Here is a 16,194-nt window from a genome sequence, read left to right on the forward strand (position 1 = left end):
TTTACTCCTCCAGCAATGTTTTAAAATGTTCTTTTAATTCTACAACCGTAAATGGCTGCCCCTGTACTTTATTATAACGCAAAGTTTGAATATCAGGAAAATTCATTGTCAGGTAGTCAGCAAATTGACCAAGGTTTAACTCACATACAACGATCTTTTTGTAGCGTTTTAATACTTCGTGAGTATTACGTGGTAAAGGCTTGATATAGTTGAAATGTGCCAAAGCTAACTTATGACCCTCATTTTGAAGTTCGTCAACAGCAGTAAATAAATGACCGAATGTACCACCCCAGCCAACAACCAGAGTATCAGCATCCACATCTCCCAATAATTCCAGTTCAGGAACAACATTGGCTATTTTCTGTACCTTTTCCTCACGAATTTCAACCATTCGCTGGTGGTTCAACGCATCGTGTGAAACAGCACCTGAATGCTCATCTTTCTCCAAACCACCAATACGGTGCTCCAGACCTGGTGTTCCAGGAACTGCCCAGAAACGTGATAATTTTTCAATATCCCGCTTATATGGATGCCAGTCTTTATCATTAACATCTGCCTTAGGTACATTAATTGATGGCCATTCTTCCAGGTTAGGAAGCAACCAAGGCTGTGTACCATTGGCAAGGAAACCATCAGTTAATAAAATAACCGGGGTCATATGTTCAACAGCTATTTTCGCAGCATAGAATGCGTAATCGAAACAGTTAGTTGGAGAGCTGGCTGCAATAACTACAGCAGGACTCTCACCGTTACGACCGTAAAGCGCCTGCATTAAATCCGATTGCTCGGTTTTTGTTGGCAGCCCGGTAGACGGACCTCCACGCTGTACATTAACAATTACCAGTGGTAATTCTGCAATAATGGCTAAACCAATAGCTTCGCCTTTAAGTGCTAAACCAGGACCAGAAGTAGTTGTTACCGCCAAATCACCGGCAAAACTGGCACCAATTGAAGTACAGATACCAGCGATTTCATCCTCGGCCTGAAATACTTTAACACCAAGATCTTTTCTCGCGCTTAATTCCTGCAGGATCTCAGTTGCCGGAGTAATAGGGTATGAACCTAAGAACAGCTCTAAACCACTTTTCTCTGCAGCTGCTAAAAATCCCCATGCAACAGCGACATTTCCACTAAGGTTTCTGTATTTACCTTTTTTAATGTCTGCAGGGTGAATATGATAAGAAGGAGTTAATGCCTGGATGATATTACCATAGTTATATCCATCTTCAAGCACTTTAATGTTTGCATCAACAACCAATTGATTTTTAGCAAACTTCTTCTTTATATAGTCTTTCGTATGGTCTAAGGGACGATCAAACAACCAGTAAACCAAACCAAGCGCATACATATTCTTACTTCTAAGAATACTCTTATTGTCAAGACCCATATCTTTCAAACTCTCTTTCGTCAGAGTTGTTATTGGTGCCTTTACAATATTGAAATCACCCAGTTTACTTTCTGTAATCGGATCGTTGGTTTCGTAACCCGCTTTACGAAGGTTCTTTTCATCGCAACTGTCCACATCTAACACAACCGTACCACCCGGCTTCATCCATTTAGCATTAGCCTTTAAAGCTGCAGGATTCATCGCCACCAGCACGTCACAATAGTCGCCCGGAGTATAAACTTCGGTATGTCCGAAATGCACCTGAAAACCCGACACACCACTAATGGTTCCCTGAGGGGCGCGAATTTCAGATGGATAATCTGGAAATGTTGATATATCATTTCCGAAAATTGCAGAGGTGTAAGAAAACAAAGTTCCTGTTAGCTGCATACCGTCGCCGGAGTCGCCAGAAAACCTTACTACTACTTCATCTCTTTCAATTACTTTTGACCTTTTACCCATGATTGACAAGGTTCTGATTTGTATCTATATATTAAAACAAAGTTAAGCAATCAATAAAAAGGAAATCAATGTTAAAAAGCAATTTCTCATCAACATTAATTTCCTCTTGAATACGGGAGTAAAGGTAGAGATATGGGTATGCCAACATATTGACATTTGTCATGTTTAACCTCTCAATACCTTGTGTTATACAACACATTTTAAATAACTAACACGAGAGTTCGACGTATTTCAACAATCTATAACTTTATATGAAAGATTAATTAAATGTTATAAAATTGCATTGTATTTTTGCGCAAATTATTCTTCAATAAACAAACTAAAATAATTTTCCAATGTTTGTTTACCGGGTAATAATAGTAAAAGAAATAACATATGGCATTAATTAAAACAGTAAGGGGCTTTACGCCAAAAATTGGCAAGAACGCTTATCTGGCAGAAAACGCAACCATTATAGGCGATGTTGAAATGGGTGATGATTGCAGTATATGGTTCAATGCAGTTTTGCGTGGAGATGTAAATTCAATACGAATTGGTAATAAGGTAAATATTCAGGATGGTTCAGTTTTGCATACGCTTTATCAAAAATCAGTAGTGGAAATTGGCGACAATGTTTCTATCGGGCACAATGTTACCATTCACGGCGCTAAGATTGAAGATAATGTATTAATAGGGATTGGAGCAACGGTTCTTGACCATGCTGTTATTGGTTCTAACTCCATTATTGCAGCTAATTCGCTGGTGCTGACCGGTACAATAGTAGAGCCAAACAGTGTTTATGCCGGAGTGCCTGCCAAAAAAGTAAAAGATATCGAACCGGAGCAATCACGGGAGATGGTGCAAAAAATAGCTAATAACTATTTAATGTATGCCGGTTGGTTTAAAGAAGATGCTGAAGAAAAGTAATCACATGCTATCAGCTGGTTTCTATCGGCTGATAGCTTTGCCTACAAAACAACATGCTCTACATTTAGCTCTCCTTCAAAAAATATCCCGGCAGTTTGTTTAAACTTCTTCGTCTGTTCTGTAGTATAAAAATGGACCGTTCCACCCTTACTACATTTTTTTTCCATTTCAGGATGACGCATTAAATAGTCTTTGAGGCTCTCACCTACAATATCCCCCTGTTCGACTACATTAATGGCATCAGGCAGATGCTTTCTGATTTTATCCATCAATAATGGATAGTGTGTACAGCCAAGAATAAGCGTATCGATCAGGCTGTCTTTGGTAAGTATCCTTTTAATATGCTGATCAACGAAGTAATCAGCCCCCTCCTTTTTAAATTCATTATTTTCAACCAATGGCACCCACATGGGGCAGGCTTCCTGTGTAACAACTACTTCAGGAAACAATTTATTTATCTCAATAGGATAGGACTCAGATTGAACAGTTCCAACAGTCCCCAAAACCCCGACATGTTTAGACTTGCTTAATTGATCAACCATTTCTATGCTTGGTCTGATAACTCCCAGAACACGTCTTTCAGGGTCAATAAGAGGCAGGTCCTTTTGCTGAATATTGCGCAATGCTTTCGCTGAGGCGGTGTTACAGGCCAGAATAACGAGATGCGCGCCCATATCAAACAGCTTCTTTACAGCCTCTAAGGTGTATTCATAAACTACTTCAAACGACCGGGTACCATAAGGGGTACGGGCATTGTCGCCAAGATATATATAATCGTACTGTGGTAAATGATGCCGGATTTTATCTAATACCGTTAACCCGCCATAACCAGAGTCAAAAACTGCAATCGGACCAGCTTGCTTCATAACAAATTAATAAAGTATTAAAGATACAAAAGCGGGTGACTATACATAGTCACCCGCTTTAAAAAAATATAAGGTTCGTTTACTGAACGCCTAACTTAGCTTTTACTAAAGGTGCACAGTCAACACTTTTATCTGAATGATAAACGACAACCTGAGTACTGATATCAAAGATATAAACTAAGCCTTGTTCCTGGCCCACTTCTTCGATTGCTTTCTGTACTCTTACAATAATTGGCTGTAGTAATTGCTGCTCTTTCTGACCTAATGTCTGCTGAGCCATTTGACTATATTGTTGCATACGCTGCTCATAATCCTGGATCTCTTTCTCTTTTGTAGCACGAATCAAATCAGGTAAAGAATCACGTTGAGCCATATAGTCATTGTATTTACCTTGTAAATCCTGCTGCATTACTTGTAATTGCTCTTGCAATTTAGTTGCTTCAGACTGCAATTCCTGATCAGCTGCAATTTTATCAGGTAATTCAGAAACCATCTGCTGAATATTAATGTGACCGAATTTTAAATCCTGAGCCTGTACTTTACCTGCAAATGCAACTGCAGCGATAACTACTAATACTTTTAATAACTTCATATTTTATTTCTTTAATTTCGTGATTACTGAATACCTAGCTTAGCTTTAACAAGAGGTGCTACGTCAATGCTTTTATCTGAAGCGAATACCGGAACTCTACTGGTCATCTCAAAGATATATAAAAAACCCTCTTCGTCACCAACTTCCTGAATGGCAGTCTGTAGTTTTTGAATTATCGGAGCCTGCAATTCATTTTGTTTGGCCTGAATTTGCTGCTGCGATAAGAGATAGTAATTCTGAACCTTTTGATTTAATTCTATTAACTCCTGTTCTCTCGCGGCTCTGTCTGTTGAAGATAAGTTTGGAGCGTCAGTTTGATAGGCCTGTTGCTTTGCTGTTAAATCCTCCTGCATGGTTAATAGCTGCGATTCTTTTTCTTTAAACTCAGCTTCCATTTGAGTTTCAACAGCTTTCAATTCAGGCATTGCCTGTAATATCTCTGCACTATTAATATGTCCAAACTTCATAGGTTGCTGTGCATTAACAGCTCCTGCAGCCATTAAAAACAATACAACCAGTGTGTAGTAAATTCTCATATCTTAATTTTTAGTTATTCACTTTTATATCCAAGTTCAATAAGCACATCATCACTTATGTCATACTTAGTATCAACATACATAATGCCCATTCCTGAGGCTTTATCAAATACAGCTGCAATGTTGTTTTCTTGCGAAATATCAAGAATAGCATTGTAAATTTCATCCTGTATAGGCTTTATAAGAGCTTCTCGCCGCTTAAACAATTCACCCTCCTGTCCAAAATAGTTTTGCTGTAGTTGCTTGGCAAGCTTCTCTTTTTCGATGATTTCATTCTCACGTTTGGTTTTCATCTCATTCGATAGAAAAACATTTTCTGCCTGGTAGTTTTTGTATAGCTGCGCTATTTCGTCAAAACGTTGTTCTACTTCAGCCTGCCATTTGGTTGATAATTGTGTTAATTGCTCATTGGCAGCTTCATAGGCCGGTACATTACGTAAAATATACTCTGAATCGACAAATGCATACTTTTGAGCAAACGTCAATTGCCCAATAAATAACAATGATAATAATACGATATTTCTCATAGCTCAATAAATTTGTACGCCAAATCTAAACAAAAATCAAACCAAACTAATATCTAACTCATTATTAGAAGCTTTGACCAATAACAAAGTGGAATTGACTGCCTCCGGCGTTACTACGGTAGATACTATCGTCGAATCCATATCCCCAATCAATACCCATCAGTCCGAATATCGGAAGGAAGATACGTAAACCTATACCCGCCGAACGTTTCAACTCAAATGGGTTATAGTCTTCATATTCACTCCAGGCATTACCGGCTTCAAGAAAAGCAAGGGCAAAAACTGTAGCTGATGGTTGAAGTGCTAATGGATAACGAAGTTCCATGGTTAGCTTATTATATATGTTACCATCATATGAACCTCTTGTGTTATATGGTGTCAATGATGAATTTTCATAACCACGCAAGCCAATTGTTTCACTACCATACATACTAAATCCGGCCATTCCGTCACCCCCAAGAACAAACTTCTCAAAAGGTGATTGAAGATCCTTGTTATAGTAACCCAGGAATCCCATTTCCATTTTACCCATAACTACCAATTTACGGGCAGCATCAATTGGTTTGTAAACCGCACCTTTGAATGTCCACTTGTGATATTCTATTTTCTGATATTTTTCTTCGTCAGTGGCATTACTCCAGTCGCGGTCTTCTTCAAACATTGACCATGGTGGAGTAAATTCCAATCCAACGGAAAAGTCAGATCCTTCACGTGTATATATCGGGTTATCAATGGAGCGACGGCTTAACATCACCTTAAAATTCAGGTTATTGGAAATACCGTTCTGCATAATAAAGTAGTTCCAGTCAAGCAGGTCATACCTTTGATAACTTACTTCAGTATATAATGAGAAGTAATCGTCAGGCCAACGAAGACGCTTACCAAATCCAAGCGACATACCTGTGATTTTCATGTGCTGGTCAATCTGATCAGGATCCTGATAACCGAAACCACCACCATAACCATAACCGCCACCGTAGCCATAACCACCACCCAGACTGTAGCGAGGATCGTAGTAACTCGAGCTTACTCCGGTTTGTATCGAATGGTAAATAGAGAAACTTAATGAGTTTGGTTTCTTACCACCTAACCAGGGCTCGGTAAATGATAAGCTATAAGACTGGTAAAATTTACCGTTTGTCTGAGCTCTTAAAGACAGGGTTTGTCCATCCCCTGTTGGAAGAGGTCTCCATGCTTCTTTATTGAAGAAGTTACGCATAGAGAAGTTTGTAAACTTCAAACCTAATGAACCTACAAACATTCCGGCACCCCAACCACCTGATAACTCAATCTGGTCATTGGCTTTTTCCTCAAGCTGATACACCAGATCAACAGTACCGTTATCAGGATTTGGCTGAACATCAGGAGAAATATTCTCAGGATCGAAATGTCCAAGCTGAGCCAACTCACGAACAGTACGAATTAATTCTGATTTACTGAATAACTGTCCAGGCTTTGTTCTTACCTCACGACGCACTACATGTTCGTGTGTTTTAGTATTACCACGTATAATTACTTTATTAATGGTAGCCTGTTGTCCTTCGTAAATACGCATTTCAATATCAATCGTATCTCCACGCACACCTGTTTCAACGGGTGAAATATTAGAGAAAAGATAACCTTGATCCATATATAGGTTATGAACCGCGTCTTCATCACTGATCAGACGTTCGTCCAGATATGTTTGATTAAACACATCGCCCTTCTTAATTCTTAAATTATAGTCTAATAATTCAGAGGGATAAATAGTGTTACCAACCCAGCTGATGTCTCCAAAATAATACTTTGTACCTTCATCAAGTACCAGTTTTACATCGACCGTATTATCTTCTATGTTTTTTGAAACTTCTTCCACAACAATACGGGCATCACGATATCCCATCTCATTGTATTTGCCAATAACAGCAGCTAAATCCTCTTCGTACTTCTCAACAACAAACTTTTTACTTCTGAAGAAATTAAGAACTTTACCTTTTTCATTGGTTTTCTTCATTGTGCGATTAAGCTTACCGTCACTTAATACAGTGTTACCCTCGAACGTTAAGGAGTTAACTTTTACTTTATCTTTCTTATCAACGTTGATTTCAAGTGTAACGTGATTTGGTTTCGAAGGGTCATCCTTTTGAACAATGTTAACTTCTGTGTTGTAAAACCCTTTATCAACAAAGTGGCGTGTAATATATTTCTCTGCACGATCAACCATAAATGGCGTTACCTGCGAGCCTCTCATCATTGCCACTTTTTCCTCAACAGTTTCAATTTCGTTCTTTTTAAGACCATTGAAATACATCTCAGACAATCGAGGACGCTCTTTCAAATAGATCTCAAGGTAGATCTCTCTGCCTTCAATTTTCTTAGCTTTAATTTTAGCATCAGAAAACAGTCCGTGCTGCCAATATCTTCTAATAGCTTCTGAAACCTCATCACCAGGAACGGTAATTTGTTGTCCCACCTTCAGCCCACTGATATTCACCAATATTTTCGGATCCAAATTCTGCACCCCTGTTACTTCAATATCAGCAATAGTATATTTTCGCGGGGTACCTGAGTAAGATATATTCGGAATATCAGACGTTTGTCCGTTTATATTTATAAAGGATAATATAAATAGAAAAACAAATAATACTTTATAACGCATATTACCTTCCATGCAATTCATTAGTTTGTTCGTTTTCGGCCAGCAAAACCCACCACAATATTCAACTTCACAATGCTTTAGCCTTATTTTTTTATTTGATCTCCTGTTTTTCCAAAGCGCCTTTCGCGTCCCTGAAAATCAAGCAGAGCCCGATAAAAATCATCTCTCCTAAAGTCGGGCCATAAAATGTCGCAGAAATATAGCTCAGAATAAGCTAACTGCCAAAGTAAAAAATTACTTATTCGATGTTCACCACTGGTTCTGATCATTAATTCAGGATCAGGAATGCCAGCCGTGGCCATTTTATCGGATATCACATCAGCGTTAATATCTTCAACATTAAGCTTATCAGCTTTAACATCGGCAGCTACTCTTTTAACAGCTTCAATAATTTCCCATCGGGAGCTGTAGCTAAGTGCCAATGTAAGTGTCAGACCGGTATTTTCTGATGTTTTTTCAATGCAGGTATTCAACTTCGCCTGAACACTCTTTGGCAGCTCTTCCTTACAGCCAATAGTATTCAGCTTCACGTTGTTTTTCATTAATGTTGATGTTTCGGCACTAATGGTAGAAACAAGAAGGCTCATCAATGCGTCGACTTCTGTTTTCGGACGATTCCAGTTTTCGGTACTGAATGCGTAAAGCGTCAGATACTTTATACCAAGCTCTGCCGCTGTTTCGGTTGCCTCACGTACGGCTGTAACACCGTGCTTATGGCCAAACACTCTGGCATTGCCTCGTTTTTTAGCCCAGCGTCCATTCCCATCCATTATTATCGCCACATGACTGGGCAGTCTGTCTTGAATCAGTTCGTCTTTTAACGACATATTTTCAACCTGTCTTTATTTTATACCATCATTACATTTGGTTTTCCGCTTCAACATACTAATTGTAACGTAAACACCTGCAAACGATATCCAATCGTTGTTATGAGTAAAAGTGCTCTCTCCAAATCCATAAGGGTCGGAAGGATCAATGCTTCCAGGCCCCACATAGTCCAAGTCATCAACAAATGTTTTTCGGAAAGTCCATTCGGCACCTACCCTAATATATTTGTTAATCTTGTACTTTGCACCTATACCGAACGGCAAAGATAATATAAAACTTGGTTTGCCCGCAGAATTTTCACTCTCTGTATTAATTCTGTTATAAATAGTTGTGGCAAGACCAACAGAAATGTATGGTGTGAATGTAGTATTCGTGATAAATTTATGATCGTATGAGCGGAAATTAAACTCCACCTGAGCCGATATATCCCCGATATTCCTGTCAAAGGCATAATTCGCATCTGATGTCTCGAGGTACTTCAGATCCTGTCCCTTATAGTCACCACTAATAGTACCAAATAAAGCCATTGCCTTTAATGCGATACGATCAGTGAAAACATAACGTCCGATTCCTCCTAATGCCGGGTGGGAATTATTAAACGGCATACCCGTGCTTAAGTCGCCAAAATAATAGGAAGCTCCGGCAAATCCACCAATTTCCAGCCTGTCTTGTGCAAACACTTCTTTATTTGGAGCAAGAAAGACCAATAAAAACACGGATGCCATCATCCATTTATTTAACTGCTTAAAACTATTATTTGCGAAAATCGTATAGAGCATTTTGTTTCCGATACATAACATTGGTATCTGATCATATTACCACACGGCTAAATGAGCAGTAACATTCAAACACCTTTTATTAAAAATTATTGCACTAAAATAAAGATTAATTGCGCTTATCAACGCCCCACATTAATTTATTGCGCAAGGTTGTAAAAAATGAATGCCCCCTCAGTTCGATCACATTGATGCTGAACTTAGCTTTTTTAACCTTAAGATGAACAGTATTTTCAAGGACTTTACTGCGTGAATCAAGGGATGCGAGAAATTTTGAGTCACGCCCTTCGACTTTTAATGTCACCTCAACATCATTGGGCACCACTATTGGACGTACATTTAAATTATGAGGCGCGATAGGAGTTATAACAAAGCTTTTACTGCTCGGGTGCAGAATCGGCCCACCAACACTTAATGAATAGGCCGTAGATCCGGTTGTTGTTGATACGATTAAACCATCGGACCAAAAAGAATTGAGAAACTCATCATTGACATAGGTATGAACGATGATCATGGCAGAACTGTCACGCTTGGAGATGGCCAGCTCATTCAAGGCGAAATTATATTCGCCAAAATGATTGTCGCCCGTCTCAATTTCGAGCAGGTCAATCTGCCGGGTGGTATAATTCCCCTCAATAACTTCCTCAATGGCTACCTTCATTTCTCCCTGCGAGATATCTGCCAGAAAACCCAGCCGACCACTATTGATCCCCACAATAGGAATACCCTTATCACGCACATAAGTCACCGCTTCAAGAAAGGTACCGTCGCCACCTATACTAAAAACAAGGTCAACATCAGTAATTTCATCATGGTCCATGAAAAAATCACTTACTTCGGGTTTCATTTTTACATTGGTGAGCAAAAATTGATAAAAAGGCTTGTGAATAACTATCTCCACGTTATTCTCTTTCAGAATCTGAAATAAGCTTTTGCAGGCATTAAAAAACACCTCCCCAAATTGCTTTCCAAATACAGCTATCCTCATTATTAAATGTTTTACGAAATCGTTTAAATGGCCAGGTTAAAATGAACGAAGAAGCCATGTTGTTTAAATTTATTGACCGAATAATTAAAGCTCCATACCATATCGTAAAATGTTACAAAATCAAGACCGAAGCCATAGCCATACTGCCAATCATTCACAAATGTATTAGATATTGGCGGATTCTCTTGCCATACGTAACCGAAATCATAAAAAGCTTTTAAATAAAAGGCGTAATTAATTTTAGCAAATTGAGTAATTGGCATAAATCCAATATTCTGCACACGGGGATGAAGCAAGGTAAATACCATCTGATTTTTCATGGTAGCCTGCCGTGTTCCATCGATTACGTATAGCTCATAGCCATTTAAAAAAGATTTATATCCACTACCGGCATTTAAAACATAAGGCAACAAATTACTTGTATTATATTCTCCGTATAACAAGCTTGCCCAGTGCCATCTCTCATGCAGATAAATATGCTTGTCTAAGCTACCATTAAGTTTAAGGTTATTTAATTCATCCTGCCATATTCCAAACCCCGTTTGAGTTGCCCTGAGCTTAAGTCGCGTTCCCTTTAAGGGGTATATTTTTGAATCGCGCCTGTCGTATTCATAATCATAACTCAGCTCCAGATATTGTAACTTATTGGCACCTGGCGTCAGATAATTAGCATTGAGATCAATGATTGAATCACTAACATTGTAGTTATTATACTTTAACTCCATTTTATGTCGCTGATACAAGCCTGAGCGGATAGAATAGTATGCTGTACCCATGTATGTCATCTGGGCCATTTCTGTCTCCAGACCTTTAAATATCTGCTTATTGCCCTCAGTGGTATAGGGCAGTTGATCATACATTCGAAAATCAAACTGAATACCCCAACCACCTCTCTTTTTATATTCCGGAGACAGGTATCCAAACATTATTTGCGTGGTAAAGCCAAGCCTGATGCGCGCCAGTATTTTTTCATTGCGCCCCCTGAAGTTATCTCGTTTTAAATACACCCCATAGTTGACCCTTGACCAGTCACCATTATTGAAAAAAGAACTCAGATTACGATCTGCCACTTCAAAGATCGGAAACACCCACCAATACCATCTCTCATCAACACTGACATGAAAAATAATGGTTTCATCAGACTGCAGCGTGTACCGAATGGCTACAAAATTAAATAATGAGGTATTGAGCAGATTATGGCGACACCGTTTAGTGATTTGTCCCAGTTTATTGACTAGTATCTTATCACCTTTCTTGAAAATAAGTTCATTGAGGATAACACGTGGCTTGGTAATTTTATTTCCAGAGATAATGATTTGCTGAACCTGAACATATCCATCGCCGGCCTGCATTTCTTCGTCAGTATCGGGATTTATGGCATAAAGCTGACCTGCACAATGCAACATTGCGATAACTATGCCTACTATTTTAAGGGTACTGTAACAAGCCTTACCCATATATTATCCCTTTATCTCCTACATATTAAGATACCTCATTAGTGCGTCGTAGTTTTTTTTCACAGTATCGTCATAGGAATCGTCCCCAACATAAGTTGTTTTAACTGAATAATCGTATCTGTCAAATGCGTTTAATACCGGTCTTACATCCACTCTGTTCAACTTGATGGCAATACATAATTTCTCTGAATCTTTAGGCTGCGACACATACAAACTCAAAATTTTCGCATCTGCATCTTCAACGATCCTCGAAATTTCCGACAATGAATAATCATTGGGCAGCAATTCCAGCTCAATTATCCCACCTGAAGCATGTGCGGCAATTAAATCGGCAAACGTGTGCAATAAATCACTTTGAGTAATCAAACCAAGGTATTCTTCTTCTTTATCCAGAACTGGCACCACAGTTAACTTCAACCGGGAAGCAACCTCAATAACATCGAAAATATGTTGATGTGCAAAAACATATGGTCGCGTATATGACAGAGAATGATTACCTAAGGCCTCTTCGGCCTTGTTCAGATCGTAGATGTCAACATCACTGATCAGACCAAGAAAAGACCTGTTATTGACAATTGGCAAATGGGATACACGGAATACCTCCATCCAGTTAAGAGCATCAAGCCCAGTGTCTGAAGTTTTCAAAGAAGGTACCACTTCTGATATTAATTCTCTTGCCAACATAGATTACTTTTGGAAATACTTTATAATTTTGCGCGACAACAAAGAACCCTTTTGGGGTGTAATTGTTTGAGTATTAAAAATACTGTCAAACATTATAACAAACAAAATTAAGTGATAGTTTATTTTGTATTTAATCACTCATTAAAAGGCGTTCATCAATTAAACAGCAATGACTAAACTAAGTGTTAACATAAACAAGGTTGCTACCCTGAGAAATTCACGGGGCGGAAATACTCCTAATGTATTAAAAGCAGCTGTTGATGTTCAAGAATTCGGTGGAGACGGAGTAACTGTTCATCCAAGACCTGACGAGCGCCATATACGCTATCAGGACGTATATGACATTCGTCCTGCCATTAAAACAGAATTCAATATTGAAGGCTATCCTTCAAAGGATTTCATTGACCTTGTTCTGGCAGTTAAACCTCACCAGGTAACATTGGTTCCTGATCCGCCTGAAGCATTAACATCGAATGCCGGATGGGATACGGTCAACAACATGAGCTTTCTTCAGGATGTGATCGGACAATTCAGCGAAGCAGGTATCCGCACCTCAATTTTCGTCGATACAGACCTTAGAAATATTGAAGGCGCTGTTAAAACCAACACCGACCGCATTGAGTTATATACCGAGCCTTATGCAACTGACTTTGCCAAGGACCGTGAGGCTGCCGTTGCGCCATTTGTTGAAGCAGCTGAACTGGCCAACAAGATTGGTTTAAAAATCAATGCCGGCCACGATTTAAACCTGGATAACCTGAAGTATTTCAATGAGCGCATTCCTTATTTGAAAGAGGTATCCATTGGCCATGCCTTGATTAGTGATGCCCTTTATATTGGATTAGAGAAAACCATTCAATTGTACAAGCAACAACTGATCAAATAGTTTTTCATGAAACTTTTTTATCGTGAATACGGACTAAAGGGTCCCAAGCTGGTGATTCTGCATGGCTTATATGGCTCATCGGATAACTGGGTTTCAATTGCCCGCCAGCTGGAGAATGATTACCATGTGTACCTGCTTGACCAGCGTAACCACGGGCAATCTCCACACAGTACAATTCACGATTATGAAAGTATGGCAGGTGACCTGCTTGAATTTTTGGATGACAAAGAAATAGACAAAGCGCATGTAATTGGCCACTCAATGGGTGGTAAAACAGCCATGCGCTTTGCTTTAGCTCACCCCGGGCGGATAAACAAACTGGTTATACTTGATATTGCGCCAAAGTCGTATGCGTCATTCAGCAACTATGCTCAAATAACCAATAACCACGAGCTGATCATCAACAGCTTATCTTCAACCTTGCTTGATAATGTCAAAAGCCGAAAGGCCATTGACGAACAATTGGCAGCTAAACTTCCTGATGCCGGACTCAGACATTTTCTGCTGAAAAATATTGAGAGAACAAAACAAGGGACTTTTAAATGGCGATTGAATCTGCCGGTCATTAAGGAAACATTAGAATTAATTATGGATGGCTTTTCGATGCTGGACCCTGAAGAAGTGCGTGTAAAAATCCCATCTGTATTTATCAGGGGCGAACAATCAGGATATGTCATGGAAGAAGACACCCTGATTATGCGCAAATTTTTCAAAGATGCCGAATTAGTGACCATCCCCAAAGCCGGCCACTGGCTGCATGCCGAACAACCGGACCTATTGATTAAAACACTGGCCTACTTTCTGCTCGATTAATTTTTGATTTTAAATGCGTCTTCGATACCATTGCTTAACCTGATTGCATACACTGTCGACAACCTGACAGAAACGAACATCAACTCCTCTTAAAAACACATCAGCAATAACACCATCTAGGCGTGCTCAACAGCATCTTCGGCGATTAGGTCCTCACCTTTGAAACGTAAAAACAATTGAGCCGTTGCCAATACGTCTTTTTCACAATACCGGGCTATACGCTCAACATCATTTTCTTCGTAAAAAACACCGGCAACCTGGCTTCCATCTATATCATCCTTTGGTGACGGGATATCAAAGATCGTGGTAAGCAGATTAAGAGAAGTATAATGCTTATAGTCTCCAAACTTCCACATATCCATTGTATCCAAAAACTTGACCTCCCATGGTTTTTTGCCCGCGACATCAAGCATCGCCGGCAGTTGAACACCATTGATCAGCATGCGCCGGGCAATAAATGGGAAATCAAACTCTTTCGCATTATGTCCACATATATTTTTATGAATATCGCGGGCAAAATGATTGAGCATTTGAGCAAAATCGGTAAGCAAGACCTTTTCATTGTCACCGGCAAATGATTTAACACGAAAGATGCGTTTACCACCACGTGCAGAGATAACACCAACCGAGATACATACGATCTTACCAAACTCGGCATAAATACCTGCGCGCCCATATACATCGGCAGGTGATTCATCATCGTTTCTGAAATAAGCCGATTTCTTTTCCCATAGCTCCTGCATTTCAGGTGCTACATTTTCAAAACCGGCTTCTTGCGGTACCGTTTCAATATCAAGAAACATGATATCTTCAACTTTGATATTATCCAGCATTGGTCAACTAGTTTAGGCTACTTAAATTTCTCTCAATAAAGTGAGTTAATATATTGATGGCTATCTGATTTTTCCCGCCCTGTGGCACGATCAGATCAGCATAGCGCTTGGTTGGTTCTATAAACTGCAGGTGGCTTGGCTTTACTGTTTCATCGTAACGTTCCAAAACTTTTTCAACCGTTCGCCCGCGCTCCATTATGTCACGCTGAATAACCCTTGACAAACGGTCATCGGCATCGGCATGCACAAATACTTTTAAATCCATTAAGTCGCGCAACTCCCTGCTTCCTAAAATCAGGATACCTTCAACGATAATAACATCACGAGGCTCTACCTTTACGGTTTCATCAGAACGTGTACATGTTAAGTATGAATATTGTGGCATCTCAACCGAACGACCAGCCTTTAACTCTTCTATGTGCTTTCTTAACAAGTCCCACTCAATTGAATTGGGATGATCAAAATTAATCTTTTGCCGTTCTTCCAAAGGCAAGTGCTTACTGTCTTTATAGTACGAGTCTTGTGGCAAAACAGCCACCTCTCCATCAGGTAATTGTTCCATAATTTTACGCACTACTGTCGTTTTACCTGATCCTGTTCCTCCCGCTATTCCGATTATTAGCATTTTCTTATTTTTGCTTAAATTATATCTCAAACAAAATAAGTAAATAATTCGATTATGATTAAGCATATTGTTCTATTTAAATTAAAAAGCTTTGAGAACGAAGCTTTAAAGACACAGAAGCTCAATGAAATCAAAGATGGTTTATTGGCTTTAGACAGTAGAATTGATGAGTTAAAATCAATTGAGGTGGGCTTAAACTGCAATGAGAATGAAGAGTTTGACATTGCACTAACCACAACATTCAGCAACATGGCAGATTTGGATATATATGCCAAACATCCCGACCATGTAGCTGTTGCAAAAATAATTCGCGAAGTGCTTGAAGCCCGTTCATGTGTTGATTTCGAGTACTAACCTGCGACACCCATAACAAAATAAGATCAAGGCTGT

Annotated in this window: 17 protein-coding genes; 4 read left to right on the top strand and 13 right to left on the bottom strand. The window is 39.3% G+C overall.

Annotated elements, in window-relative coordinates:
* Position 1 precedes the first annotated feature (1 nt).
* Positions 2-1,849: a 2-oxoacid:acceptor oxidoreductase subunit alpha gene (locus tag ACRD69_RS08110; RefSeq protein WP_430814565.1), complete on the bottom strand. Its 1,848-nt coding sequence runs from the start codon at positions 1,847-1,849 to the stop codon at positions 2-4.
* Between the two features lie 375 nt (positions 1,850-2,224).
* Here ACRD69_RS08110 and ACRD69_RS08115 point away from each other — a divergent pair, with 375 nt between their 5' ends.
* The gene (locus ACRD69_RS08115; RefSeq protein WP_430814566.1) at positions 2,225-2,755 is read left to right on the top strand and encodes a gamma carbonic anhydrase family protein; all 531 of its coding nucleotides are present in this window, start codon (positions 2,225-2,227) and stop codon (positions 2,753-2,755) included.
* Between the two features lie 41 nt (positions 2,756-2,796).
* Here the strand turns inward: ACRD69_RS08115 and murI are convergent, their stop codons facing one another.
* The 10 genes from murI to ACRD69_RS08165 all read right to left on the bottom strand — a co-directional run bounded on the left by murI (position 2,797) and on the right by ACRD69_RS08165 (position 12,647).
* Positions 2,797-3,621, bottom strand: a complete 825-nt coding sequence (murI, locus tag ACRD69_RS08120) for a glutamate racemase (RefSeq protein WP_430814567.1) — start codon at positions 3,619-3,621, stop codon at positions 2,797-2,799.
* A 79-nt stretch (positions 3,622-3,700) separates the two neighbouring features.
* A complete protein-coding gene (locus ACRD69_RS08125; RefSeq protein WP_430814568.1) occupies positions 3,701-4,213 on the bottom strand; it encodes an OmpH/Skp family outer membrane protein in 513 nt (170 codons plus the stop codon).
* 23 nt (positions 4,214-4,236) lie between these two features.
* Entirely contained in the window at positions 4,237-4,749 is a 513-nt protein-coding gene (locus ACRD69_RS08130) for an OmpH/Skp family outer membrane protein (protein WP_430814569.1), read from the bottom strand.
* Positions 4,750-4,763: 14 nt separating this feature from the next.
* Positions 4,764-5,276, bottom strand: coding sequence for an OmpH/Skp family outer membrane protein (locus ACRD69_RS08135; protein ID WP_430814570.1), 513 nt, complete (start codon positions 5,274-5,276; stop codon positions 4,764-4,766).
* 64 nt (positions 5,277-5,340) lie between these two features.
* A complete protein-coding gene (gene bamA / locus ACRD69_RS08140; protein ID WP_430814571.1) occupies positions 5,341-7,935 on the bottom strand; it encodes an outer membrane protein assembly factor BamA in 2,595 nt (864 codons plus the stop codon).
* Positions 7,936-7,997: 62 nt separating this feature from the next.
* Positions 7,998-8,741 (bottom strand): undecaprenyl pyrophosphate synthase, encoded by a 744-nt coding sequence (uppS, locus tag ACRD69_RS08145; protein ID WP_430814572.1) that lies wholly within the window; start codon positions 8,739-8,741, stop codon positions 7,998-8,000.
* Positions 8,742-8,756: 15 nt separating this feature from the next.
* Positions 8,757-9,521, bottom strand: a complete 765-nt coding sequence (porG, locus tag ACRD69_RS08150) for a type IX secretion system protein PorG (protein ID WP_430814573.1) — start codon at positions 9,519-9,521, stop codon at positions 8,757-8,759.
* A gap of 106 nt (positions 9,522-9,627) precedes the next feature.
* Positions 9,628-10,506 (bottom strand): NAD kinase, encoded by an 879-nt coding sequence (locus ACRD69_RS08155; RefSeq protein WP_430814574.1) that lies wholly within the window; start codon positions 10,504-10,506, stop codon positions 9,628-9,630.
* Positions 10,507-10,529: 23 nt separating this feature from the next.
* Positions 10,530-11,963: a BamA/TamA family outer membrane protein gene (locus ACRD69_RS08160; protein ID WP_430814575.1), complete on the bottom strand. Its 1,434-nt coding sequence runs from the start codon at positions 11,961-11,963 to the stop codon at positions 10,530-10,532.
* An 18-nt stretch (positions 11,964-11,981) separates the two neighbouring features.
* Positions 11,982-12,647 (bottom strand): CBS domain-containing protein, encoded by a 666-nt coding sequence (locus ACRD69_RS08165; RefSeq protein ID WP_430814576.1) that lies wholly within the window; start codon positions 12,645-12,647, stop codon positions 11,982-11,984.
* Between the two features lie 169 nt (positions 12,648-12,816).
* On the opposite strand from ACRD69_RS08165, the gene ACRD69_RS08170 reads away from it, so the two are divergent.
* Together ACRD69_RS08170 and ACRD69_RS08175 are read left to right on the top strand one after the other, a co-directional pair.
* The gene (locus tag ACRD69_RS08170; RefSeq protein WP_430814577.1) at positions 12,817-13,533 is read left to right on the top strand and encodes a pyridoxine 5'-phosphate synthase; all 717 of its coding nucleotides are present in this window, start codon (positions 12,817-12,819) and stop codon (positions 13,531-13,533) included.
* 6 nt (positions 13,534-13,539) lie between these two features.
* Entirely contained in the window at positions 13,540-14,346 is an 807-nt protein-coding gene (locus tag ACRD69_RS08175) for an alpha/beta fold hydrolase (RefSeq protein ID WP_430814578.1), read from the top strand.
* 116 nt (positions 14,347-14,462) lie between these two features.
* Here the strand turns inward: ACRD69_RS08175 and ACRD69_RS08180 are convergent, their stop codons facing one another.
* A complete protein-coding gene (locus tag ACRD69_RS08180; RefSeq protein ID WP_430814579.1) occupies positions 14,463-15,179 on the bottom strand; it encodes a 3'-5' exonuclease in 717 nt (238 codons plus the stop codon).
* A gap of 7 nt (positions 15,180-15,186) precedes the next feature.
* Positions 15,187-15,804 (bottom strand): uridine kinase, encoded by a 618-nt coding sequence (gene udk, locus ACRD69_RS08185; protein ID WP_430814580.1) that lies wholly within the window; start codon positions 15,802-15,804, stop codon positions 15,187-15,189.
* 54 nt (positions 15,805-15,858) lie between these two features.
* Here udk and ACRD69_RS08190 point away from each other — a divergent pair, with 54 nt between their 5' ends.
* The gene (locus ACRD69_RS08190) at positions 15,859-16,158 is read left to right on the top strand and encodes a Dabb family protein (RefSeq protein WP_430814581.1); all 300 of its coding nucleotides are present in this window, start codon (positions 15,859-15,861) and stop codon (positions 16,156-16,158) included.
* Positions 16,159-16,194: the final 36 nt, after the last annotated feature.

This window comes from Carboxylicivirga agarovorans (assembly GCF_050589845.1).
GTDB classification, from domain to species: domain Bacteria; phylum Bacteroidota; class Bacteroidia; order Bacteroidales; family Marinilabiliaceae; genus Carboxylicivirga; species Carboxylicivirga agarovorans.

Excerpts from the sequence above, each read along its gene's own strand:
- uppS (WP_430814572.1), bottom strand. The coding sequence starts at position 8,741 with ATGTCGTTAAAAGACGAACTGATTCAAGACAGACTGCCCAGTCATGTG.
- ACRD69_RS08170 (WP_430814577.1), top strand. The coding sequence starts at position 12,817 with ATGACTAAACTAAGTGTTAACATAAACAAGGTTGCTACCCTGAGAAAT.
- ACRD69_RS08125 (WP_430814568.1), bottom strand. The coding sequence starts at position 4,213 with ATGAAGTTATTAAAAGTATTAGTAGTTATCGCTGCAGTTGCATTTGCA.
- ACRD69_RS08160 (WP_430814575.1), bottom strand. The coding sequence starts at position 11,963 with ATGGGTAAGGCTTGTTACAGTACCCTTAAAATAGTAGGCATAGTTATC.
- ACRD69_RS08175 (WP_430814578.1), top strand. The coding sequence starts at position 13,540 with ATGAAACTTTTTTATCGTGAATACGGACTAAAGGGTCCCAAGCTGGTG.
- murI (WP_430814567.1), bottom strand. The coding sequence starts at position 3,621 with ATGAAGCAAGCTGGTCCGATTGCAGTTTTTGACTCTGGTTATGGCGGG.
- ACRD69_RS08115 (WP_430814566.1), top strand. The coding sequence starts at position 2,225 with ATGGCATTAATTAAAACAGTAAGGGGCTTTACGCCAAAAATTGGCAAG.
- ACRD69_RS08110 (WP_430814565.1), bottom strand. The coding sequence starts at position 1,849 with ATGGGTAAAAGGTCAAAAGTAATTGAAAGAGATGAAGTAGTAGTAAGG.
- udk (WP_430814580.1), bottom strand. The coding sequence starts at position 15,804 with ATGCTAATAATCGGAATAGCGGGAGGAACAGGATCAGGTAAAACGACA.
- porG (WP_430814573.1), bottom strand. The coding sequence starts at position 9,521 with ATGCTCTATACGATTTTCGCAAATAATAGTTTTAAGCAGTTAAATAAA.
- ACRD69_RS08190 (WP_430814581.1), top strand. The coding sequence starts at position 15,859 with ATGATTAAGCATATTGTTCTATTTAAATTAAAAAGCTTTGAGAACGAA.
- ACRD69_RS08130 (WP_430814569.1), bottom strand. The coding sequence starts at position 4,749 with ATGAGAATTTACTACACACTGGTTGTATTGTTTTTAATGGCTGCAGGA.
- ACRD69_RS08165 (WP_430814576.1), bottom strand. The coding sequence starts at position 12,647 with ATGTTGGCAAGAGAATTAATATCAGAAGTGGTACCTTCTTTGAAAACT.
- bamA (WP_430814571.1), bottom strand. The coding sequence starts at position 7,935 with ATGAATTGCATGGAAGGTAATATGCGTTATAAAGTATTATTTGTTTTT.
- ACRD69_RS08155 (WP_430814574.1), bottom strand. The coding sequence starts at position 10,506 with ATGAGGATAGCTGTATTTGGAAAGCAATTTGGGGAGGTGTTTTTTAAT.
- ACRD69_RS08135 (WP_430814570.1), bottom strand. The coding sequence starts at position 5,276 with ATGAGAAATATCGTATTATTATCATTGTTATTTATTGGGCAATTGACG.
- ACRD69_RS08180 (WP_430814579.1), bottom strand. The coding sequence starts at position 15,179 with ATGCTGGATAATATCAAAGTTGAAGATATCATGTTTCTTGATATTGAA.